The 22926-nt window shown below is 69.9% G+C and carries 13 protein-coding genes; 9 read left to right on the plus strand and 4 right to left on the minus strand.

All coding sequences use genetic code 11. From position 1 onward, the window contains the following. Positions 1 to 75 precede the first annotated feature (75 nt). The gene (locus tag AB0G04_RS40070; RefSeq protein WP_360994576.1) at positions 76 to 1251 is read left to right on the plus strand and encodes a PQQ-binding-like beta-propeller repeat protein; all 1176 of its coding nucleotides are present in this window, start codon (positions 76 to 78) and stop codon (positions 1249 to 1251) included. Here AB0G04_RS40070 and AB0G04_RS40075 read toward each other — a convergent pair. After that, on the minus strand, positions 1244 to 1696 hold the full coding sequence (locus AB0G04_RS40075) for a peptidoglycan-binding domain-containing protein (RefSeq protein ID WP_360994579.1): 453 nt from the start codon (positions 1694 to 1696) through the stop codon (positions 1244 to 1246). The two genes, AB0G04_RS40070 and AB0G04_RS40075, sit on opposite strands and share 8 nt — an antisense overlap. 258 nt (positions 1697 to 1954) lie before the next feature. On the opposite strand from AB0G04_RS40075, the gene AB0G04_RS40080 reads away from it, so the two are divergent. The 3 genes from AB0G04_RS40080 to AB0G04_RS40090 all read left to right on the plus strand — a co-directional run bounded on the left by AB0G04_RS40080 (position 1955) and on the right by AB0G04_RS40090 (position 7147). Continuing rightward, positions 1955 to 3220 carry a glycosyl hydrolase family 18 protein gene (locus AB0G04_RS40080; RefSeq protein WP_360994582.1) on the plus strand — a complete coding sequence of 422 codons (1266 nt, stop codon included), beginning with the start codon at positions 1955 to 1957 and terminating at the stop codon, positions 3218 to 3220. 11 nt (positions 3221 to 3231) lie between these two features. After that, on the plus strand, positions 3232 to 4428 hold the full coding sequence (locus AB0G04_RS40085; RefSeq protein ID WP_360994585.1) for a glycosyl hydrolase family 18 protein: 1197 nt from the start codon (positions 3232 to 3234) through the stop codon (positions 4426 to 4428). 223 nt (positions 4429 to 4651) lie between these two features. After that, positions 4652 to 7147 carry a hypothetical protein gene (locus tag AB0G04_RS40090; RefSeq protein WP_360994588.1) on the plus strand — a complete coding sequence of 832 codons (2496 nt, stop codon included), beginning with the start codon at positions 4652 to 4654 and terminating at the stop codon, positions 7145 to 7147. 69 nt (positions 7148 to 7216) lie between these two features. On the opposite strand, the gene AB0G04_RS40095 is transcribed toward AB0G04_RS40090, so the two are convergent. After that, positions 7217 to 10024: a transglycosylase domain-containing protein gene (locus AB0G04_RS40095; protein ID WP_360994590.1), complete on the minus strand. Its 2808-nt coding sequence runs from the start codon at positions 10022 to 10024 to the stop codon at positions 7217 to 7219. A 272-nt stretch (positions 10025 to 10296) separates the two neighbouring features. Between AB0G04_RS40095 and AB0G04_RS40100 the strand changes: the two genes are divergently transcribed. Next, entirely contained in the window at positions 10297 to 12600 is a 2304-nt protein-coding gene (locus tag AB0G04_RS40100) for a galactose oxidase-like domain-containing protein (RefSeq protein ID WP_360994593.1), read from the plus strand. A gap of 51 nt (positions 12601 to 12651) precedes the next feature. Here the strand turns inward: AB0G04_RS40100 and AB0G04_RS40105 are convergent, their stop codons facing one another. Then, positions 12652 to 16107 (minus strand): PQQ-dependent sugar dehydrogenase, encoded by a 3456-nt coding sequence (locus tag AB0G04_RS40105; RefSeq protein WP_360994596.1) that lies wholly within the window; start codon positions 16105 to 16107, stop codon positions 12652 to 12654. 166 nt (positions 16108 to 16273) lie between these two features. On the opposite strand from AB0G04_RS40105, the gene AB0G04_RS40110 reads away from it, so the two are divergent. The 4 genes from AB0G04_RS40110 to AB0G04_RS40125 all read left to right on the plus strand — a co-directional run bounded on the left by AB0G04_RS40110 (position 16274) and on the right by AB0G04_RS40125 (position 20462). Then, the gene (locus AB0G04_RS40110; protein WP_360994599.1) at positions 16274 to 18424 is read left to right on the plus strand and encodes an MMPL family transporter; all 2151 of its coding nucleotides are present in this window, start codon (positions 16274 to 16276) and stop codon (positions 18422 to 18424) included. A gap of 36 nt (positions 18425 to 18460) precedes the next feature. Beyond that, positions 18461 to 19039: a sigma-70 family RNA polymerase sigma factor gene (locus AB0G04_RS40115; protein WP_360994602.1), complete on the plus strand. Its 579-nt coding sequence runs from the start codon at positions 18461 to 18463 to the stop codon at positions 19037 to 19039. Next, positions 18993 to 19721, plus strand: coding sequence for an anti-sigma factor (locus tag AB0G04_RS40120; RefSeq protein WP_360994605.1), 729 nt, complete (start codon positions 18993 to 18995; stop codon positions 19719 to 19721). The genes AB0G04_RS40115 and AB0G04_RS40120 overlap by 47 nt, the downstream gene beginning before the upstream one ends. 87 nt (positions 19722 to 19808) lie before the next feature. Next, positions 19809 to 20462 (plus strand): fasciclin domain-containing protein, encoded by a 654-nt coding sequence (locus AB0G04_RS40125; RefSeq protein ID WP_360994607.1) that lies wholly within the window; start codon positions 19809 to 19811, stop codon positions 20460 to 20462. Positions 20463 to 20811: 349 nt separating this feature from the next. Here AB0G04_RS40125 and AB0G04_RS40130 read toward each other — a convergent pair whose 3' ends face one another. Further along, a complete protein-coding gene (locus tag AB0G04_RS40130; RefSeq protein WP_360994610.1) occupies positions 20812 to 22788 on the minus strand; it encodes a hypothetical protein in 1977 nt (658 codons plus the stop codon). Positions 22789 to 22926: the final 138 nt, after the last annotated feature.

Below are 22926 nucleotides of genomic sequence, written 5' to 3' on the forward strand. Positions count from 1 at the left end.
GTCGTTTCGCCGCGCCGAATCGGGTATTTAGGCGATTAGTCGGTTTCGGGATTGCCGCCCGCATAAGTTACGTGCGTGCGCGTTCTGGCCCGTACCTCAGCCGTGGTGTTCTCGTTCCTCGTCCTGGCCGCCGGCGCGGCGGTCACGCCGGCCACCGCCGCCCCGTCGCCGCCCCTCTGGGACCACATCGGCTACGACGCGGAGGACAGCTGGTTCAACCCGCGCGAGACCACCGTCACGGCGGCCACCGCCGGGCGGCTCACCAGGAAGTGGTCGGTCAAGCTGCGCCGAGCGGACACCTGCTCCGAGTTCAGCCCGCCGGTCGTGTCCGGTGGACGCATCTTCGTCGGCGACCAGGCCGGGATCTCGGCTCGCTCGATCACGACCGGAGCCCAGCAGTGGGCGTTCGACTGGGACGCTTTCGGGGACGGCACCCGGCCCCGGCTGGCTGTGGCGGACGGCCTGCTCATCGCCGGTTACCGCGACTGCGGCTCGGTCAGTGACCCGAACAGTCAGCTGATCGCTCTCGATGCCGCCACCGGGAGACGGCGCTGGGCCGTCCGTACCCCGGTGATGGGGAATTTCGCGGTGGACAAGGGTGTGGCCCTGGTGTCCGAGACCGACGGCGTCTACGGGGATACGCTGACCGTCGCCTACCGGGTACGCGACGGCAAACAGCTGTGGCAGGCGCCGAACCGGAACACCGGCGGCGTCTCCGCCAACGGCGTGGTGGCCGCCTTCACCACCGATGACGAGGGCATCCGCACCGGTGTTGCGGCCGCGCTCGACATCACCGGTGGTGCCGTCCGGTGGACGGTGAAGCGCCATCTGGCCGCCGACGCCGCGTCGCCCGCCGGGGACGTGTTCTACGGCAGGGACGGCTCCGACCGGCTGGCCGCGGTCGGTGTCAAGGACGGGCGGGTCCGATGGACCGCGCCGCCGGCCGAGGACGTCGAGAACAACTGGATCGCGGCCGACGGCGCCCGGGTCTACCGGTCGAGCAACCGGACCGTCACGGCGCTCGACGCGCGTACCGGCAAGCAGTTGTGGAACCGGAAGCTGAAGGCCTCCGCGTACCAGCCGCTCGTTGCGGGCGGGCTGGTCTACGCGGAGGCCGTCGTGCTGGACGCCACGAAGGGCACGGTGGTCGCCGGAGGCTCAACCTTCACCGGCGACCTGGTCGTGACCGGCGGGGTCGTCTACCAGGCGAACGAGGGCACCCTGAGTGCCTACGTGCCCAGAACTAGCTGACGCGCCGGCAGGGGTCACCGAAGTTCGGGTCGACGTGCAGCATCGCCTTGCGGGTGTTGGGGCCGTACTGGCCGTCGATCCCGGTGCCGGCGACACGCTGCACCTCCCGCAGCGCCTTCTCGGTGTTGCCGCCGAAGTTCCCGTCGACGGACAGCGGGTAGACCCGCACCCGGGTGAGGGCGGTGCGGTAGCAGTCGTTCATCGTGTCCTGGAGCCGCAGCACGCCGTCGCTGACGTTGCCGCGGACCATGTTGCAGGTGACCGAGCCGTTGGACGCGGCCGGCACCAGAGCGCCCTGGTAGGTGACCGACTTCGAGCAGGTCGGCGTGGCCAGGGTGGTGATCGGGTCGGCAGCCGCGGCACCGGCCGACACCAGCTGGACTCCGGCGAAGCCGGCCGCCATCAGTGCCACTGTCGCCGCCCGCCTTGTCATGCGTGTTGACATCTGTTATCCCCGTTCATCGTTGTTGCAGAGCAACCAGGGCGCACCGTACCAGAACAAAACGATATACATCGATGTCTTTACGTCGCGACCAACGACGCGGGTAAACATTTTTATCGGCTATGAGCGACCCCTCAGCGGGCCTACCAGCGGATACAGCCGCTCCGAGATTTTAGGAAGTTTAAGGTCCACACTCTTTACATCGACTGTTAACAGTCCTAAAGATTAGTGCACCCCCAGGTCATCCATGGAAGGACTGCGATGAAGCGCTCCAGATCGGTAATACTTGCCACGGTCATGGCGCTTGCCGCCGGCGGTGCGGCCACCTACTTCGCGGGGAACGCGTCGGCGGCCACCGCCTGCGCTCCCGCCTGGAGCGCGTCCGCGGTCTACGTCAAGGGCAACGTGGCCTCGCAGAACGGCCACAACTACACCGCCAAGTGGTGGACCCAGAACGAGGCGCCGGCGGTCCGCAGTGGCCAGTGGGACGTGTGGGCCGACAACGGCGTCTGTGAGGGCGGCACCACGCCGACCACACCGCCCACCACCACACCGCCCACCACCACGCCGCCGACGACCACTCCCCCCACCACGACGCCCCCGACGACCACGCCGCCCTCCAACGGCACGCTGCCGAAGCACTTCCTCACCGGTTACTGGCAGAACTTCGACAACGGCGCCGCCGCGCTCAAGCTCGCCGCCGTCCCGGCCACCTACGACCTGATCGCGGTCGCCTTCGCCGACGCCACCAGCACGCCTGGCGCGGTCACCTTCAACCTCGACCCGGGCCTGGCCACCGCGGTCGGCGGTTACACCGACGCCCAGTTCAAGGCGGACATCGCCACGCTGCACCAGCGCGGCAAGAAGGTGATCATCTCGGTCGGCGGCGAAAAGGGCACGGTCGCCGTCAACAGCCCGGCCGCCGCCACCGCGTTCGCCGACTCGGTGTACACGCTGATCCGGAACTACGGTTTCGACGGCGTGGACATCGACCTGGAGAACGGGCTCAACCCGACCTACATGGCGCAGGCGCTGCGCAGCCTCCGGGCCAAGGTCGGCAGCAGCCTGATCATCACGATGGCGCCGCAGACCATCGACATGCAGAACCCGGCGTCCTCGTACTTCAAGCTCGCGCTCGACATCAAGGACATCCTCACCGTCGTCTTCACCCAGTACTACAACTCCGGCGCGATGCTCGGGTGCGACAACAACGCGGCGTACGGCCAGGGCAGCATCAACTTCCTGACCGCGCTCGCCTGCATCCCGCTGCAGAACGGCCTGCGCCCCGACCAGATCGCCCTCGGCCTGCCGTCCAGCACCCGCGCGGCCGGTGGCGGATACGTCGCCCCCTCGGTGGTGAACGCCGCCCTCGACTGCCTGGCCAAGGGCACCAACTGCGGCACTTTCAAGCCGCCGGCCACGTACCCGGGCATCCGCGGCGCGATGACCTGGTCGATCAACTGGGACGTGACCAACGGCAACGCCTGGGCCAACACCGTCGACCCCCACCTCGCCACTCTCCCCTGACGGGAATGCTCATGAGACTCACCAGAAGAATCGCCCTCGTGGCCTCGGTCGCAGCGGTCGGCGCGGCCGCCGCGATCCTGCCGATGGCCACCTCCAGCGCGGCCGTCGCCTGCGCACCGGCGTGGAGCGCGTCCTCGGTCTACGTCAAGGACAACGTGGCCTCGCAGAACGGCCACAACTACACCGCCAAGTGGTGGACGCAGAACGAGTCGCCGGCCACCAACAGCAGCCAGTGGGCGGTCTGGGCCGACAACGGCGTGTGCGGAGGCGGCGGAACCGACCCGACCACCCCGCCGCCGACCGGCCCGACCACGCCCCCGCCCGCCACCGGCACCAAGATGGCGGCGGCGCCGTACCTCTACCCCGGCTGGGGCAACCCGCCGGCGCCGGCCACCATCGTGCAGGCGACCGGTATCAAGGCGTTCACCATCGCGTTCGTGCTGGCCAGCAACGGCTGCAACCCGGCCTGGGACGGCTCGTCCGGGCTGACCGGCGGCGCGCACGCCAGCACCATCGCGGCGATCCGGGCGGCCGGAGCCGACGTGGTCCCGTCGATCGGTGGCTGGAGCGGCAACAAGCTCGGCCCGAACTGCTCGACGCCCGAGGCGCTCGCCGGCGCGTACCAGAAGGTGATCGACACCTTCCAGCTCAAGGCGATCGACATCGACATCGAGAACACCGACGAGTTCGAGAACTATGTGGTGGCGGACCGGATCGTTGACGCGCTGAAGATCGTCAAGCAGCGCAACCCGAACGTGAAGACGATCCTCACCTTCGGCACCACGCCGACCGGCCCGAACGCGCACGGCGTCCGGTTGATCCAGCAGGCCAAGGCGAAGAACGCGAACATCGACATCTTCGCCCAGATGCCGTTCGACTTCGGCGGGCACGCTGACATGTACGCCGCGAACGTCGGCGCCACCGAGGGTCTGAAGAACGTCCTGAAGACCACGTTCGGCTGGACCGACGCCCAGGCGTACTCGCGGATCGGTCTGTCCGGCATGAACGGGCTCTCCGACCAGCAGGAGCTCACGACGGTCGAGACGTGGACCCGGATCCGGGACTACGCCAAGAGCAAGGGCCTGGCCCGCTTCACCTTCTGGGCGGTCAACCGGGACCGTGGCTGCGCGGGTGGCGGTGTGGTCAGCGACTGCTCCGGCATCGCCCAGGCCGACTGGGCGTTCACCAGGGTGAGCGCCGGCTTCTGATCCGATCGACGACGATGGCGGGGCTCCGGCCCCGCCATCCGGCTTCCCCCGGAAGGATCGGCGCACGCTGGTCACGCTCCGAATTGGCGCTGCGTGGTGACTGGACCGTCACGACGAGGCGGGCCCGACTCGTCCTTTCGCATGATCCCTTGTAGGTGATCTTCGATGTAGCGTCGCGCTCGAAACTCGACGCGTTCGCAGCGTCCCCATCCACGGGGGAAACATGGGTACAAGAAGGATCGGCGCGGCCGCGATAGCCGTGCTGACCGGCACCACCGGACTGACGATCGGCACCGCCCTCCCGGCCTCCGCCGACTCCAGCAAGAGCCTCTCCATCACGTCGGTCGGCGACATCCTCGTCGACGGTGTGCATGAGCGGGTCTTCCTGAGCGACCCGACCGGCGGCAAGGTCGTCGCGACCGACTACAGCGGTAATGAACTCGGCAGCGCGACGGTGACCGACGCGAGCCATCTGGCCCTGTCCGCCGACTCGTCGCAGCTCTACGTGACCTCGCCGAAGGGCAAGGCCGTCGTCGCGCTCGACACGACCACCCTGGCGAAGAACAACGAGTACTCCACCGGCGCCGTCGAGCCGAAGGACATCGCCGTCACCAGCGACCGGCTCTGGTTCTCCTACCAGAACGGCATCCCCGGCAACCTCGGCACGATCGACACGAGCACCGAGACCCCGACCGTTCTGCTGGACCGGTTCGCCACTGGCTGGACCGGCGTCGCGGAACTCGAGACCGCGTCCGCCGCACCGAACCGGCTGGGCGTCGCGTCCCTCGGCATGACCGCCATCGTCGATGTCTCCGGTGACACCGCCACACCGGTCGGCTCCGTGCTGACCAACCAGGACGTCACCGACATGTCCATCTCCGCGGACGGCAGCCGGATCGCCACGGTCTACCCGGGTGACAACGGGATCACCGTGCGCGAGGCCGCTGACGTGGCCAGCGCGCGGATTCTGCGGACCGACTCGTATCCGGCCGCCGTGGACATCGCGGCCGACGGCACCATCGCCGGTGGCATCTCGTCCTACTACGACAGCTTCGACGGGTACACCTTCGCCGCGGACGGCACCCTGATCCAGGAGTTCAACCTCCCCGACATCGGCCAGATCTCGCGGCACGGCACGGCCTGGGAGCCGAACGGCAACCGGCTCTTCACCGTCGCCACCAGCGGCTCGAACGCCCTCGTGCTGCGCACCTGGACGAACACCAAGCAGGCACCCACCCGGCTGGCCGTCACCAGTTCGCCGGACAACGTCCCCGGTGCGCCGGTCACCCTCAGCGGCACGCTGACGTCTCCGGCCGGACTACCCGCCGGCACCACGGTCGCGGTGTCCCGCGCCGGCTCGCCGCTCGCCGACGCCACGGTCGCGGCCGACGGCACGTTCTCCCTAACCGACAACCCGGCGACCGAAGGCTCGGTGCAGTACCAGGTCTCCTACGCCGGTGACGTCTACCATGCCCCGGCCGTTCAGCCGGTATCGGCCTGGATCGGCAAGGCCACGCCGGACCTGACGCTGTCCGGTCCGTCGGCGGCGATCCCGGGCGCGCCGGTCACCATCACCGGCACGCTGACCTCCCGCGTCCCGCTGGCCACCGGCACCACGGTCGTGATGTCCCGCGCCGGCACGCCACTGGGCACCGCCACGGTCGCGGCCGACGGCACGTTCGGCTTCACCGACACCCCGCCCGGTGAGGGCACCTGGGCCTACGAGGTGTCCTACGCGGGTTCCACCATCCACCAGCCGGTCGCCACGATGACGTCGATCGTGGTCTCCCGGACGGCGTCCACGATGACGCTCGCCGGGCCGGCCTCGGCGACCCGGGGGAAGCCGCTCACCATCACCGGCAAGCTGGCCTCGCCGCTGACGCTGTCCGCCGGCAGCAAGGTGTCGGTCACCCGTGTCGACCTGGAGTACCCGTCCGGCAGGTCGCTGGGCACCAGGACGGTCGCCGCCAACGGCACGTTCTCCGTCGTCGACACCCCGACGGCCGGTGGCACGGTCACCTACCGGGTCTCCTACGCCGGCGACCTCACGCACACCCCGGCGTCGGCCAGCAAGGCGGTCGCGGTCTCCCGGACCGCTCCAGCCCTGGCGATCAACAACAACGGCAAGACTTATGCGTACGGCCAGACGGTGTCCTTCACCGCGAAACTCGGCACCACCTACAAGAACCGGGTCGTGGAGATCTGGGCCGACCCGGCGGGCGCCGACCAGGCCCGGCGGCTGGTCAAGCGCGCCACCGTGAGCAAGTCGGGATATGTCTCGGCCAGCGTCAGGCTGACCCGCAACACCACGGTGTCCGCGGTGTTCACCGGTGACGCCCGGACCGCTCCGCGGACCGTGTACACGAACGTCGGCACGAAGGCGTACCTCAAGCTGCACCTGTCGAGGCACTACAAGACCGCCAAGATCGGCAGCCTCAAGTACCGGTTCTACCGCACCAACTCGGTCGCCTGGTTCACCAACGAGATGAACAGCGGCTCGCAGCGGCTCGTCTACGTCCAGGTCCAGCGTTACACCAACGGCAAGTGGAAGAACTGGGACGGTCGCTACTTCGACGCGACCGACATCCTGTTTTTGCCGGGCACCGGCCTGACCGGCGCCAAGTTCCGGATCCGGACGGCGTACGTGAAGGGCAGCTCCGGTGACAGCATGAACAGCAGCACCTGGACGCCGTACCAGTACTTCACCTTCACGAAGTAACACCCGGCACGCGAGGCGGCCACGGTACCCCGGCGGGGGCTCCGTGGCCGCTTTCGTTCAGCTGAGACGTCACCAGCCCAGATGGCTGCGGGTGGTGGCAGCGATCCGCTCGACGGCCGCGATGCCCTCCTGCCTGCTCCTGTGACCGTGCGACAGGACGGACAGCGCCACGTCGGTCTTCTCGCCGCTGATCCGCCCGGTGCTGTTGACGATCCACCGGTTGCCCTCGCTGGACCGCGTCATCCAGCCGTTCTTCTGCGCGGTCTGCTCGCCCTCGAACGAGGCGGCGCTGATGCCCCAGGTCTGATCTGCGTTGACCGACGACATGAGTTGCAGGATCAGCGCCTTGGAGTCGGTGTTCAGCGGGCCGCCGGGGGAGGTCAGCGCGGACACCGCCCGGGTCTGGTCCTTCGCCGTGGTGGTGGTCAGGCCGAACCTAGGATCCGGTTCGGTGTCGCCGAGGCCGAGACGCCCCAGTTTCTGCCGCAGCCCCTTCGCGCCCCCGACCTCGGCATACACCTTGACGGCGGCGGCGTTGTCGCTGGCCAGAATCATCTTGCGGACCCGTTTACGTTCGGCGCCGGTCAGCGCACGGTTCTCGTCCTGCGCTTGCAGCAGGAGCGCGGCAAGCAGTTGCAGTTTCACCACACTGGCCGTCTCGAACGCACGGTCGCCCCGGTAGTCGTACCGATTGCCGGTCTTGTGATCGACGAGGGAGACCGAGAAGTCCAGCCCGGCCGAGGTGAACTTCTGCAGGGCGTCGTTCAGCCGGGACACCCGTTCCGGCCAGGAGCCGACGGCCAGCGACCGGTCGACCAGATCACCCTTCTGCGGTCCCGGATAGATCAGGCCGGCCCTCATCTTGACGTCGCCCTCGAGCGTCTCCAGGTCGCCCGCCTCATGCCGGCCCACGAACGAGGCCGGCGGCAGCGGCTCGGCCTTGCGTCCGGCGAACGCTCCGGCGAGGAAATTCCGGAAGATGTCGTACGGCATGCCGTCGCCGTTGATGGCCCGGCCGTTCCTCGTGCGGATCGGCCCGGGCTTGTCGCGGCCCACCCAGACGACCGCGGCGAGTCCCGAGGCCCACCCGGCGGTCCACGCGTCGGAGGAGTCGGTCGTGTTGCCGTACTGCTGGGAACCGGTCTTCGCCGCCGCGGCGACACCCGGCACCCGTCCCTCCTCGGCCACCACCTGCGACAACACGGCGCCCATGTCGGCCGCCACGCCCGCGTCGAGCACCCGGACCGGCTTCTTCGCGAACCGGTGCAGGACCCCGCCGCCGGGTGCGGTGGCCGACACCACGAAGTGCCGATCCGCGCGCGCACCGCCACCGGCGAGCGTGGCGTAGACGCTCGCCAGATCGGCAGGGGCGACCGCGTACCTGCCGATGGCGATGTCGGCACGGGTCTCACCGGGCGCCGGCTCGCCCTTGACGTCGACCATGGTGACCTGGTCGCCGTACTTCTCCGGCACGCCCAGACGCCGCGCCAGGTCACGCACCCGGTCCGGTCCGACCCGCTCGGCCAGGGCGTAGAACGGCGTGTTCAGCGAGTGCACCATCGCGAGATCAAGCGGGCAGACCGGGCACTGCAGGTTGTCCTGGTTGTAGAGCGGCGCGCCGCCCCGGTCGGCGAAGATCCGCGGCGAGGTGCCGTTGTAGTACGACTGGAAGCCGATGCCACGTTCCTCGGCCGCAGCCAGCACCAGCGGCTTGAACGTGGAAGCGGGTGGCCGGGGCGCCAGGGCGTCGTCGAAGAAGCCGCGGCCACGATCACCGCCGTAGTACGCCCGGACCCCGCCGTCGTGCGGGTCGAGGGCCACCAGGGCCGGCCGCAACTCCGCCGGCTGGCCCTTCAACGCCTTGCCGATGCTCGCGGTGGCCGCCTGCTGCGCGGTGGCGTCGAGCGTGGTCGTGATGGTCAGGCCGCCGGTCCGGATCTGCTGGCGGGTGATGCCGGCGGCCACCAGCTCGTCCTCGACCCGGTCGGTGACGAGACCGATCGGACCGTCGATCGCGGCCGCGGTGACCGACTCCCCGGCGACGGCCGGGTAGGGCACCTGGTCGGCCGCCCCGTCCGGCAGCCAGTCCGCCTCGCTCATCGCCCGCAGGATCCATTGCCAGCGATCCTTGGTCCATTTCGGATCGACGGCCGGGTCGCCCCTGGTCGGGTCCTTGACCATCGCGGCGAGCACGGCACCCTGATAGGCCGTCAGCCGCTCGACCGACACCCCGAAGAAGGCGTGTGCCGCGGCCTCGATGCCGTAGGCGCCGCGGCCGAAATAGATCGTGTTGAGGTACCGCTCGAGGATCTCGTCCTTGCTGAACCGGTGCTCGACCTTCAGCGCGAGCGCCGCTTCCCTGGCCTTGCGGCTGACCGTCCGCTCCTGGGTCAGGTAGGCGTTACGCACGTACTGCTGGGTGATCGTCGAGGCGCCCTGCCCGCTGTCGCTCACCACGTTCGACCACAGCGCCCGCGCCAGGCCGCGCACCGAGACGCCGCCGTGGTCGTAGAACCCCCGGTCCTCGGCCGCCAGGAACGCCTGCCGGACACCGAGTGGCACCCGGTCCAGGGTCACGTCGGTGCGGTCGGTGAGGCCGATCCGGGCGAGAACCGTCCGGCCGTCGCGGTAATACAACACCGAGGCCTGCGGTGGCGCCGGATCCGGCGGCAGATCGATGGTCACGACGTAACCCGCGGCAGCGAGCACCAGCGCCAGCTGGGCCGCGACCAGTCCGGCCAGGGTCCGGCGGCACCACCGGGGCCGGCGTCGGAACCAGGCCACCGCCCGAGGCACCCCGAGCCGCGACACCATCACCCGCGTCCACCGCATCCACTGCGTCCATCGCTGTCCGTGACCGACTGGAGACTCCGGCATGGCACCTCTCCCTCCCGGACGCGACAGGCATCGACGTACGCCCGATATCGAGACGTACCGAGGGGGCGGATCGGTGTATTGCCGACGGTGATTGTGCAAAGTGTCTCAATCCGGCCGCGAGGGCAACCTGCGCAACATCGCCGATACAGCGGAGATCGCGGCCCATCGAATCGATGTATGGTGCTGGAGCTCGCGATCGGCCGGCACCTCTGAGCATTCGCCTCACGACAGTCCCGCCGACGCCCCACCAAGCTGCGTGAACAGGAGCGGGAATGGTTCGTGGGATTTCGCGCCACCGGCACCGGCTGCTGGCGGGTGCCACCGTCGCGGCCACCGTGGCCGGTGGAATGGCGCTGTCGGTGGGCACCGCCCTGTCCGCGGAGAACAGGTCCGCGCCGGAGCACCACCACACGGTGGCACGTGCCCTCGCCCCCTCCCCCGCCGCCCAGGTTACCGTCGGCAGCAGCCGGGTCGCCCTGAACCAGCCCGCCGACCCGTACTTCGCCAAGATCGTCCCCGGCGCGAACGCGCATCTCACCGGCATGTACTCGCCCCAGATCGCGTGGCCCATGATCGGCATCCACATGGTGCTGCTGCCCAACGGTCACGTGGTCAGCTACGGGACGCCGCCGGGCGTCGCCAAGCAGGCCGGCTTCTCCTACGACGACTGGAACCCGGCCGCCGGCGTCGACGCCGGTGCGCACGGGGTGACGGCGTCCATGCACCAGTACGACGCGTTCTGCAACTCCCTGGAACGGCTGCCGGACGGCCGGCTGCTGATGGTCGGCGGCAACTCCGTCAGCGACGCCATGATCTACGACCCGGCCACCGGCGAGCAGACCATGGGCGCCCAGCTGAGCCGCCAGCGGTGGTACGCCTCCGTGCTGCGCCTGCCCGACGATCGGATGCTGACCCTCGGCGGCGGCAACTCCTACAACGTCGACGCCTACCTGAAGCCCGACGACAACACCACCGTCGCCACCGTCCCGGAGATCGGCACCGGCACCGGCGACTGGAAGCAGCTGACCGGGGCGGACAGCACGGTGGCGTTCGGCGCCAAGGACAACCGCTGGTGGTACCCGCGGGCGTACAACGCACCGGACGGCAAGGTCTTCGGCGTCTCCTACGACCAGATGTGGAGACTAGACCCGGACGGCGACGGCAAGGTCACCTCGCTGGGCACGCTGCCCGCACCGATCGGCGTCTCCGGCTCCTCGGTCATGTACGCCCCCGGCAAGCTGCTGTTCGCCGGCGGCGGCCAGCACAACAACGGCAGCAGCGAGGTCGCCACCGAACGGGCCACCCTCGTCGACATCAACGGCGCCGAACCGGCGGTCACCGCGACCAGTTCGATGCGGCTCGCCCGGAACTGGCTCAACCTGACGGTCCTGCCCAACGGTGAGGTGTTCGCCAACGGCGGCACCCGGGTCGGCACCCAGCCGGGCGCGGCCAACTCCACGTACGACTCGGAGATCTGGAACGCGGGCACCGGCAAGTGGCGCAACGCCGCCACGGCCAAACGGATCCGCAGTTACCACTCGGCCGCGCTGCTCATGCCGAGCGGTTCCGTGCTGACCGCTGGTGGCGGCGTGCCGGCACCGGAGAACAACTTCAACGCCGAGATCTACTACCCGCCGTACCTGTTCACCAAGGGCTCCGACGGACGGGTGCGCTGGGCGAACCGGCCGCAGATCACCGGCATCAGCGGCTCGCTGACGTACGGCGGCACGGTGTCGCTCGGGCTCGCCGACAACCGCAAGCTCGCGTCGCTGTCGCTGATCCGGGCGAGCAGTGTCACCCATTCGTACAACACCGACCAGCGGCGGGTGCCGCTGTCGTACACCCAGAACGGCACCACCGTCACCGCGAAGATGCCGGCCGACGCGAACCTGCTGCCGCCGGGCTCGTACCTGCTGTCCGGGGTGGACACCAGCGGCCGCCCCGCCCCCGCCCAGATGGTGACGATCAAGAAGTCCGGCGCGGGCACGGTCACCGTGTACGAGAAGGACCGCACCGCCCCCGACTTCTCCGGCCCGTCCGTCAAGGTGCGCTTCCCGTCGACCGACGGTCACATCCGCGCGGGCGGCACGCTCCGGGTGGAGGCGACCGACCGCAGCGGGATCGCCGGCGCCGAACTGCTGATCAATGGCAAGCTGACCAGCAGCGTGAACGCCTTCCCGAGCGGCGGCGGCGCCTCGCTGCGCTGGAGCACCACCGCGAAGGACGGCACGGTCACGATGACGGTCCGCGTCCGTGACTCGCTGAACAACATCTCGGAGACGGTCCGGAAGGTCCGCGTCGACAACCGCAAACCGGCGGTACGCATCTCCGGCGGGCCGGCGAACAACAGCAAGCTGAGCAAGACGGTGACGATCTCCGCCGCCGCGTCGGACACCGTCGGCATCAACCGGGTCGAGATGCTGATCAACGGCAAGGTGGTGGCCACCGACCGGAAGGCCGCCTACCGGCTGGCTCTGAACCCGAAGAAGTACGGCAAGAAGTTCACCATGCAACTGCGGGCGTACGACCACGCCGGCAACGTCGCGTACAGCACCAAGCGCACGTACCGCCGCTGACTCCGGCCCGGCCCGCCCTCATCTCGGATGGGCGCGGGCCGGGACCCTCCGTCACGAGGCGTAGATCGAGAACTTCGCGGTCCAGCGGGAGGCCGTGCCGAACGACGACGGCCAGGTTCCGAACGGGCGTGCCTGACTCCATGCCCCCTGGCTGGCGCTGCCGGTGTCGTAGCTCATGTTGTTGTCACCGTTGGTGTTGTACATGAGCCAGTACGCCGTGTTCGGCGCCAGCGTGGCGGTGACCGGCCGGCTGTTCCACGAGTCGGCGGTCAGCGTGCCGGACGTACTCGACGCCACAAGCGTGCCGGGTGAACCGTTCGCGTCGGTGTAGATCGCCACCTGGTACTGGTTGCCCGGCGCGGCCTGGACCGTCCGCAGGTAGACCGACACCTGGCTCACCGTCAGCGCGCCGGCGCCGTTCACGAACCGCGACCCGTTCATGAAGTTCATGTCGCCGGCGTCCAGCGAGCCACCTACCTGGTCGTATCCGAACCGCGGAGCGCTCGGGCCGGCCGTGGTGAACGAGAACTGGTGACCGGCCGCGAGCGCGTTGCCCGCCGCGTCGGTCACGCCCGTCCGGACTGTAACCGTGTACTGCGTCGAAGGGGCAAGCGCCGCCGAAGGCGTGATCGTGGCCGCCTGACCGGCCGCGTCATAGGTGACGGTCCGGTTGACAAGCGTGCCGCCGGGACCGCGCAGTTCCAGGTTCGCCGCGGTGACGGTGCCCGCCGCCAGTCCCTCGCTGAACCGCACGGAGATCGGCGCGTTCGGGGCCACCCCGGTGGCACCGGCGGCCGGGGTCGTGGAGGTCACCGCCGGCGCGGTGGTGTCCGCGCCGGTGGTCGCGTAGATGGAGAACTTCGCGTTCCACCGGCTGGACGTGCCGAACGTGGCCGGCCAGGTGCCGAACGGGGTGGCTGCGCTCCACGCGCCCTGGTTGGCGGCCCCGGCGTCATAGCTCAGGTTGTTGTCGCCGTTGGTGTTGTACATCAGCCAGTACGGGGTGTTCGGCGCCAGCGTCGCGGCGATCGGCCGGGTGTTCCACGAGTTGGCCGTCAGCGTGCCCGAAGTACTGGTGGCCACCCGGGCCCCGGGCGATCCGTTCGCGTCGGCGTAGACGGCAAGCTGGTACTGATTGTTCGGGGCCGCCTGCACCCCCTTCATGTACACCGACATCGACGTGACGGTCGCCGGACCGGTCCCGGTGACGAACCGCGAGCCGTTCATGTGGTTGATGTCGCCGGCATCAAGCAGCGCGCCGGCCTGGGTGTGACCGATCCGTTGCGGCGCCGGGGCGGTCGCGTAGGTCGCGGTGTACGTGGTGGCCGCCGTGGGCGCGGTGACGATGTGGGTCTGCGCCCCGTCGTCGGACCACGACGTGAACGTCGACGCGCCCTGCGGTGACGGCGCGGACACCGAGTTGGTCGAGCCCTGGATCACCGTACGGGTGAACGGCGTGATGCCGGACACCGGTCCGACGGCGAGCTGGAGCCCGGACGGCACCGTGTTGAAGGTCAGGTCGACCGTGTCCGGGTCGAGCCGGCGCGTCACGGTGTGCTCGAGCCCCTCCTGGTCGGTCGCCACGAGCTTGAGCTCCAGATAGGACGGGAACTCGTGGTCGGGCGCCTCGAACGATCCGGAGGCCGCCCCCGTCCAGCTGCGGATCGCGTGTTCATGGCAGTTGTCCGGGGCGGAGCAGTGGTGCATGACCAGGTCCCAGTTCAGGCGGGACGCGGGCAGGGCGCCCTCCTGGGGATCGGTGGCGTGGCCGGTGAAGGCGATCGAGTCGCCGACCTTCCACGTCCGGCCCACCACCGGCGTGTCGATCACCGCGGTCGGCGCCTCGTTGCCGGGCGTGATAGGGATCGTGCTGGTGTGGGCGGCATTCAGCGTGTCGGTCACGGTGAGCCGCGCGGTGTACGAGCCGGCCGTGTCGTACGTGAAGGCCGCCGTCGGCGACGTCGAGTCGGTCACGCCGTCACCGGTGAAGTCCCAGGCGTACCGCAGGCGCCCCTCGTCCGCCGGATCCGGGTCGGTGGATCCCGTGCCGTTGAACGTCACGGTCAGCGGGGCCGGGCCCTGGGTCGGCGACGCGTCGATGACCGCGGTCGGCGGCTGGTTGCCGGGGTAGTAACGCACCCGCCGGATGGTGCCGCCCAGGTCGGCGTAGTAGAGCTCCCCACCCGGACCGACCTCCAGGTCGACCGGGCTCGCGGCGTCGGAGACGAACGTCTGCAGGTTCGCCGCGCTGGGCAGGGCACCCGGCGTGGACGGCAGCGACGCCCAGATGCACCGGCGCGAGTAGTCGGCGAAGAAGACCGCGCCGTGGTACGCGGCCGGGTAGGGCCCGCCAGCCGCCGGGTAGAACGCCACACCGGTCGACGACGAGCTGCCGGTGGGGCAGCCCTCGCCCGCGACGAGCTTGGCGGAGTGGTTCCAGGCGACAAACGGCTGGGTGTGGGCGGCCGCCTCGGTGTAGAGCGTTTCGCAGATCGGCAGGTTGGCGCTGTCGTACCCGGACTGCCGCGCATTGCCCTCCCAGCACGGCCAGCCGAAGTTCGTCACGCCGGCGGTCGGGTCGACCACCCGGTTGACCTCTTCCCAGGTGGTCCACCCGGTGTCGGAGATCCAGGTCTCGTTGGTGCCCGGTCGCATGGTGATCCGGTACGGGTTGCGCAGGCCGTTGGCGACGATCCGGCGGGTGTTCGGGTCGGTGGCGCCGAGGTTCGGGTTACCGGCCGCCGCGTCGCCGGTCGCCGGGTCGAGACGCAGCAGCGTGCCGTCCAGCTGGGTGGGATCGCCCGGGGTGCGGACGTCCTGCGCACGCAGTGCCCCGCCCTCGCCGGCCGGGTCGGCACACGGATTGGTGGGCGCCCCGGACGGGAACTGGCCGTAGTCGACCGCGCTGAAACTCGCGCCGTCACCGGCGGCGACGTAGAGCATCCCGTCGGCGCCGAACGCGATGTCACCGACGGAATGGCTCGGGAACTGCTGGCACCAGTCGTGCAGCAGCACCTGTTCGCTGCCGGTCATCGTGTTCCCGTCGGCTCGCAGCCGGGAGAGCCGGCCGGTGACGATGCAGCGCCCGTCGTTGGCGTTGGTGCAGGCGTCGTTCCAGACCGGGGCGGTCCGGCCGGGCGGCGCGTCGTAGGTGTACAGCACGTAGACGTACGGATCGGCCGGGAAGCCGGGGGCCAGCGTCATGCCGAGCAGACCACGGTCCCACTGGCTGTGCACGTTGGCCGACAGGTCGGCGAACACGGTCGGGGTCGTGTCGGCGAGGTCGTCGAACACCTTGATCCGGCCGCCCTTCTCGGCGACGAGGATGCGCCCGTCCGGCGCGAACTCCAGGTCGACCGGCGAGCTGAGGCCGCTGAAGACGATCTGCTCCTGGAAGCCGCTCGGCAGCGCGACGGCGGTCGCGGGCGGTGAGCCGACGAACGATGACAACATGACGACCGTCACCAATGCGACGACCCCACTGAACGCACGCCGGAGCACGGGCATCCCTCTCCCCATTCGCGGAACACCTGGCAATGGTCGAATCCTAAATGGATGGCTGTTGCGGGAGGCGTCGGCTGTCCGCCTCGACCGGCGACCGACCGGCCAGAACTCGCCGTACGTCCGGACGATGCCCGTCGATCGATGACCGGCGCCGTGTTTGCATGTCCGGATGATGTTGGCTGCGCTCGGCCGAACGTGTGCCCGCCTGAGATGGCCGCTGCTCGGCACCTGGCTCGTACTGATCACCGCCGGCCTGGTGCTCGGCGGTCAGGTCTACGACCGGCTCACCACCACCGGCAATCTGCGGCCGGATGCCGAGTCACAGCGCGCGGAGCGGCGGATCGACGAGTTGCAGCCCGAGGGCCCGGTGGTCGTCGCCGTCGTCGGTGGGCGCGACGTGTACGACCCGGCGCTGGTGGCCGACGTCACGGCGATCACCGGCGAGATCCGCGGGATGAGCGGCGTCACCGAGGTCGAGGACCTGTACGGCGCTCCGGGCGGCCGGATCGGCGCCGACAACCGGCGCTCACTGATCCGGGTCGAGCTGGAGCGGGGCCTGCCGGACGACAGGCGCGAACGGGTGGAGGACGCCGTCGCCGACGCACTGCACCGCATCGACGCTCCCGAGGTGCTGGTCAGCGGCGAGAAGCTGGCCGAGCGTGCGTTCGCCGACCAGGCCGTCGCGGACGCCGCGCTCGGCGAGTCGGTCGCGCTGGTCGTACTGCTGGTGGTGCTGACCCTGATCCTCGGCGGATTCGTGGCCGGCGCCGTCCCGCTCGCCGCCGCGCTGGCCACCGTGACCGTGACACTGCTCGGCCTGTTCGGACTGACCGCGCTCACCGGGGTCAGCGAGTTCACCGTCAACGTGGTCACCCTGCTCGGCATCGGACTCGCCGTCGACTACGCGTTGCTGGTGCTGTCCCGGTTCCGCGAGGAACGCGACGCCGACCCCGGTGCCCCGATCGCCGAACTGCTCGCCCGCACCAGCGCGACGGCCGGCCGCACCGTGCTGTTCTCCGGTCTCGCCGTCGCCGCCGCGATGTCCGGCCTGTCGGCGTTCGCCGAACCGCTGCTCGGCGCGATGGCCCTCGGCGGTGCGGTCGCGGTCGTGCTGGCCACCGCGGCGGGGCTGACCCTCGTACCCGCGCTCATCGCCGTGGCCCGGCACCGCATTCCCGGACCCCGCGAGACGACCTGGCCGCACCGGTTCCGCCGTACCGCCCTGAGGCCCGGCCTGCTGCTCAGGCTGGCCACCTTCGCGCAGGCCCGGCCCGGTCCGGTCGCGCTCGCCGTCACGGCCGGCCTGCTGGTGATGTCGCTGCCGTTCCTGCTCTCGGTCGATCTCGAGAACTCCGACGCCCGCGCGTTACCGGCCTCGGCCGAGGCCCGCCGGCTGCAGGAAGCGGTGCAGCGCGACTTCGGTGGCGGCCAGGCCGACCCGGTCGCCGTGGTGATCGGCGCCGATCCGGCCGGCGCGCCGGTACGGGACTTCCTGAACGCGGTCAACACGCTCGACGGCGTCCTGCGGGTGCAACCGCGGCCCGACATCACCGGACCGGTGGCCGTCGTCGACGTCACCCCTGAGGGCGGCACCTCGGACCGGCCGGCCCGCGACCTGGTGGAGGCGATCCGCGCCCTGGATCCGCCGTTCCCGGTGCTGGTCGGGGGCGCCGCCGCGGAGCTCGTCGACTACCGCGACTCGGTGGCCGCCCGCTTCCCCGTAGCGCTGCTGGTGGTGCTGCTGTCCACGGCGGTGCTGCTGTTCCTGCTGACCGGCTCGGTGGTGATCCCGCTCAAAGCGCTGCTGATGAACGCACTGACCCTGCTGGCCACGCTGGGCACGCTCGTCGTCGTGTTCCAGTGGGGCGTCGGCGACACGCTGCTCGGCTTCGACTCGTGGGGCGCGATCGACGTCACCACACCGGTCCTGCTGTTCGTGTTCGTCTTCGGCCTCTCGATGGACTACGAGGTCTTCCTGCTGGCCCGGATCAAGGAGGAGTGGGATCTGACCCGCGGCGTGCCCGGCGGCGCGGCCGCCGGCGACCGGGCGGTCCGCGCCGGTATCCAGAAGTCCGGCCCGGTGGTCACCGCCGCGGCCCTCTGCATCGGCGTGGTTTTCCTGGGCTTCCTGCTGGGCGAACTGACCGCGGTCAAGGAGATCGGCTTCGCCATGACCGTGGCACTGCTGCTTGACGTCACGGTCGTCCGGGGCCTGCTGCTGCCGGCACTGATGAGCCTGCTCGGCGAATGGAACTGGTGGGCACCGGCCCCACTGCGCCGCGAACGGGGGCAGAATGCGCATCAGATCCTCTCCAAGTGATCGTGGTGAGCCGCTCTGTGACCGGGAAGGAGGTTGATGAGTTCCGACGACGAGCTCGCCGAGCGCCTGCGCGCCGGCGACGAGACGGCATTGCGTGAGGCGTACGACCGGCACGGCGCGGCCGTGCTTCACCTGGCTCAGCGACTGCTGGCCAACCGAGCCGACGCGGAGGACGTCACCCAGGCGACGTTCGTGGCGGCCTGGACCGGCCGGGACGGGTACGACCCGCAGCGCGGCACGATACTGGGCTGGCTGCTCGGCATCGCCCGCCGCAAGGTGGTGGACCGGATAAGGTCGTCGGCACGCGAGCAACGGACGACCGCAACCGTGCAGGCGCAGCCATCGGTGCCGCCGGCCGGGGAGTCGCCGGAGAAGATCGTCGACCGGCTGGTGGTCGCCGACGAGCTGGGGCGGCTGCCCGACGAACAGCGGCGCACACTGGAATTGGCGTTCTTCGACGATCTCACCCATCCGCAGATCGCGGCGGCCACCGGGTTGCCGATAGGTACGGTCAAGAGTCACATCCGGCGAGGGATGGCAAACCTGCGACGCCGTTGGGAGGTGGACGGTGCAACATCTGGATCCCGATCGGCTGGTCCTTCTCGCGCTCTCTGAGGAATCCGAGGAGCTGACCGAACTCGATCACCTGGAGCACTGCGCCGGCTGCCGGCACGAGATGCAGGCTCTACGTGACGTCGCGGACATCGGCTCACAGGTTCGTGAACTGCGCGATCTGCCCCCACCGCCGGAGCACCTCTGGCAGGCCATCGAGGCTGGAATCGCCGGCACGGCCGCGCCGTCCGCACCCGCGGCGCCGGTCGTCGACATCGCCGAGCGCAGGTCGCGGTCCCCCAGGTCACGGCCACGCTGGCGGACACCTCTCGTCGCGGCGGCCGCGGCGGCCGTCCTCGCGGTGGCCGGCACCGTCGCCTTCGACCGGATCACCGACGACCCGGCAGTGGAACGGGTGACGGCACGGGCGACGCTGACTCCACTGGAGACGGTTCCGCCGGCCGCGGGCGGCGACGTGCGCGTCCTGTCCGACGGGAGACTGCGGATCGACGTACGCAACCTTCCGGCGACCCCGGGGTTCCATGAGGTGTGGCTGCTCGACCCGGACACCCCCGGCAAGATGGTGGCTGTCGGGAACCTGCCCGGCAAGGCGGAGGCGGTGCTCACCGTGCCGCCGGGCACCGACCTGAACAGGTATCGGCTCGTCGATGTCAGCGACGAACCCCACGACGGCGACGCCACCCACTCGGGAAAAAGTCTGCTGCGCGGAACTCTTCAAAAATAACTGCATCCATCCGGTGGGGCCCGAACGAAGTACGGGTGGTGGCTGAGGAGCCACCACCCGTACCCCCGATCGGAAAGAGGCTCGAAGATGAGGTTCACCCGTCTCGGCAAGCAGGCCGCCGCCGTCGTCACCGCCGCGCTTGTCGCCTCCGCCCTGGGCGCTGCGCCCGCGCAGGCCACCGGCAAGAAGCCGCTCAAGACCAAGTCGCTGGCCGCGGTCCTCACCGCGGACAAGAGCGGCTTCGACCGCAACGGTCACGACTACGACATCCTCACCGCCGCGGTGCAGGCCGTACTGAAGGCCAAGCCGGGCAGCAAGGTCGCCGTTCTCGCCGACGGGAAGACCGCCCTGACCGCCTTCCTCCCCAACGACCGGGCGTTCCAGCTGCTCGTGGCCGACATCACCAAGTCGAAGCGGCTCCCGAGCGAGAAGAAGGCGTTCACCGCCGTCGCCGGTCTCGGTATCAACACCGTCGAGTCGGTGCTGCTCTACCACGTGGTGCCGGGCGCCACGGTCACCAAGAAGGCCGCACTGAAGTCCGACAACGCGAAGCTGGCGACCGCGGCCGGCGCGAACATCAAGGTCAACGTCTACGGGCCGCGCTGGCACAAGCGGATCTCGCTGATCGACGCCGACCGTAGCGACCGCAACCCGCGCATCAACCGCTTCGACATCAACAAGGGCAACCGCCAGATCGCCCACGGCATCGACCGGGTCCTGCGCCCGATCAACCTCCCCTGATCTTCACTCCTCAGCACGGCCCCGGGCGTGAGGCGCAGCTCACGCCCGGGGCCGTCCCTTCTTTCTAAGGGCAGGGCGGCTCGTACGGCAGCTCGTCGCCGACGTACTATCGCCACGCTTCGGCGGTCAGCGCCGGTCCGGTGACAATGCACAGACGTCCGGCAGGCGTCGTCCGGTTCACCGGTCTTCGCCGCGGTCGCGGGGTCGCTGACGTCCCGGAGCCGCACGGTCGCGTCGGCGCCGCCGGTGACCTCTATCCCGAGCCGGTCACCTGTCTCTGACCTCGAAGCCCGGCGCGGCACCACCCAAGGGCGGGCACCGCGCCAGCCAGAGTTCGGACGCCGGCGATCTACCGGAAGGTGAAGTACCGGTACGGGCCGTAGGTCGTGTAGTTGAGGCTGTCGCCCGAGGTACCGGCGACGTATGCGGCCCGCACCCGGTACTTGACGCCGGTCTTGTGCGTCCCGGTCAGTGTGTGGACCGACTTGCCGGCGCTGGTCATCGGAACCGTGGAGGTTCGCCAGGCCCGCCACTTGCCTGCTGACCAGTACTCGAAGTACAGCCGCGGCTTGCGGTTGGCGGACGGGGTCATCGTGGTGGTGAAGACCGGATGCTTGGCCTTCTTGAAGTAGTAGTAGCCACCGCCCGTCCGGTACTGCCCCGTCACCGTGGTCGTCACGCTGACCCGGGTGTGGAGGGTGGCCTTCACCGAGCGGGCCGCGAATCGGGGATCGCCGGTGAAGGTAGCGGTGATCACGGTGTTGCGGGTGAGCCGGACGCTGGTTCTCAGATAGCCGCCGGCGTCCACCGTGGCCCGCTTGAGCAGCCGGTTCGCCTGGTCGCCGCCGGCCGGATCGGCCCACAGCTCCACGGTCCGGTTGCGGTAGGTGGAGCCCAGCCGCGCGCTCACCGTGACGGCCGCGTTGTAGTTGCTCACCGTGCCGCTGGGAGTGAGGGTCAGTGCCGGCACCGACTTCGGCACGGTGACACGGGCCGTGCCGGAGGCTGCCGCGAAGTCGCCCGCTCCGGCGTACGAGACCGTGTAGGTGATCGTGCCGCCCGCCTGCGGCTGGTCGGTGAAGCGGAAGGCGCCGCTCGCGTCCGTGGTGACGGAGGCGAGTGCGGTGCCGCTCGGCGACTCCTCGTCCGTACGCCGGACGGACAGCGGCGTGCCGGCCGGCAGTGACTCGCTGATCCGGCCGGTGACGGTGAGGGCCGCGCCGCGCGTGGTGCCGGCCGGCGCCGTGAGCGTGATCGCCGGCTTGGTCCTGGTCGGGCCCTCCGCGACCCATAGCTTCGTCTGCCCGCTCGCCGTCGTGATCGCGGCGAGCCGGCCGCCGCCCCGCTCCCAGGTCAGACCGCCGAGGCCGCCGTCGAACGAGTTGGTCTCGAGACGGATCTCCCGGGCCGGGACGGTGGCTCCGGCCGGCAGGAGCAGCACATGCCCGAAGCCTGAGTACGGCCGGCCGGTGGCGAGCCATCCGTTGTCGGCGACGTCCATCTCGACGGACGCGTTCATCGGGTAGCTGCCGGTGACCTTGAGACCGGCGTCCAGCGACAGGAACGCGATCCCGCTGTAACCGGCCAGCGCCAGTCCGTCCCTGGTGAACTCGAGGTCACGGAAGTTCGTGACACTGTCGTACGGGACGGAGCCGTTGTAGCCGATCTGCCGGGCCGCCCCGCCGGAGATGTCGTAGAGCGCGACCGGACCGCTGGTGATGCCCGGCCCGGCGGAGACCGCGATCAGGTCGGGGTTCTCCGAGCTGGCCGCGATCAGCAGTTCCCCGCTGCCGGAGGACCACGGGTTGTAGTCGCCGTGGTCGTGCAGGGCAGCTTTCCCGGTGGTGAGGTCGAGCGATCCGAAGCTGCCCCACGTCGTGTACCAGAGCCGATTGCCGGCGCGCACCATCTCGACCGGTGCACCCTCGACCGGATAGGTGTTGATCTCCTCGAGGGTGTCCGCGCGCAGGGCGAGGATGGAGTTCTCGCCCTCGACCGCGGCGTAGACGGTGCTCGAGTCCTCGGACAGCGCCAGACCGCTGACGCCGGGCAGCCCGGTGGCCTGCGCCGCGGTCGTGCCGTCGAAGTTCAGCGACACCAGCCGGCCGTCGGTCGGGTCGCTGACCAGCACGTGGCGGCGGCCGCCGTCGAGAACCAGGCGGTCGATCGAGGAGAAGTTCGTGGTCGTGACCCCCGGCGGGGACGGCACCAGGACGGGCAGCGTCTCGGCGGCGCCGGCCGTGCCGGTCACGGCCTGGAACAGATAGCCGGAGACCCCGGCGATCACGGCGGCCGCAAGGGCGGTCCGGGCGGCTTTCCTGCGCACGGGTCGACGTTATGCGACGGCCCGGACCTTGTTGATCATCCAAGTGGTCAAAACGGAAGTGAATTGTCGCTACGGTTGCGTACTCCCGAAGCTCCAAGAGCTGGTACGCACGACGGCGGCCACCGGTGCGATTCGCAC

Origin of the sequence: Actinoplanes sp. NPDC023801, from assembly GCF_040639655.1 — a bacterium.
Classification (GTDB): Bacteria; Actinomycetota; Actinomycetes; order Mycobacteriales; family Micromonosporaceae; genus Actinoplanes.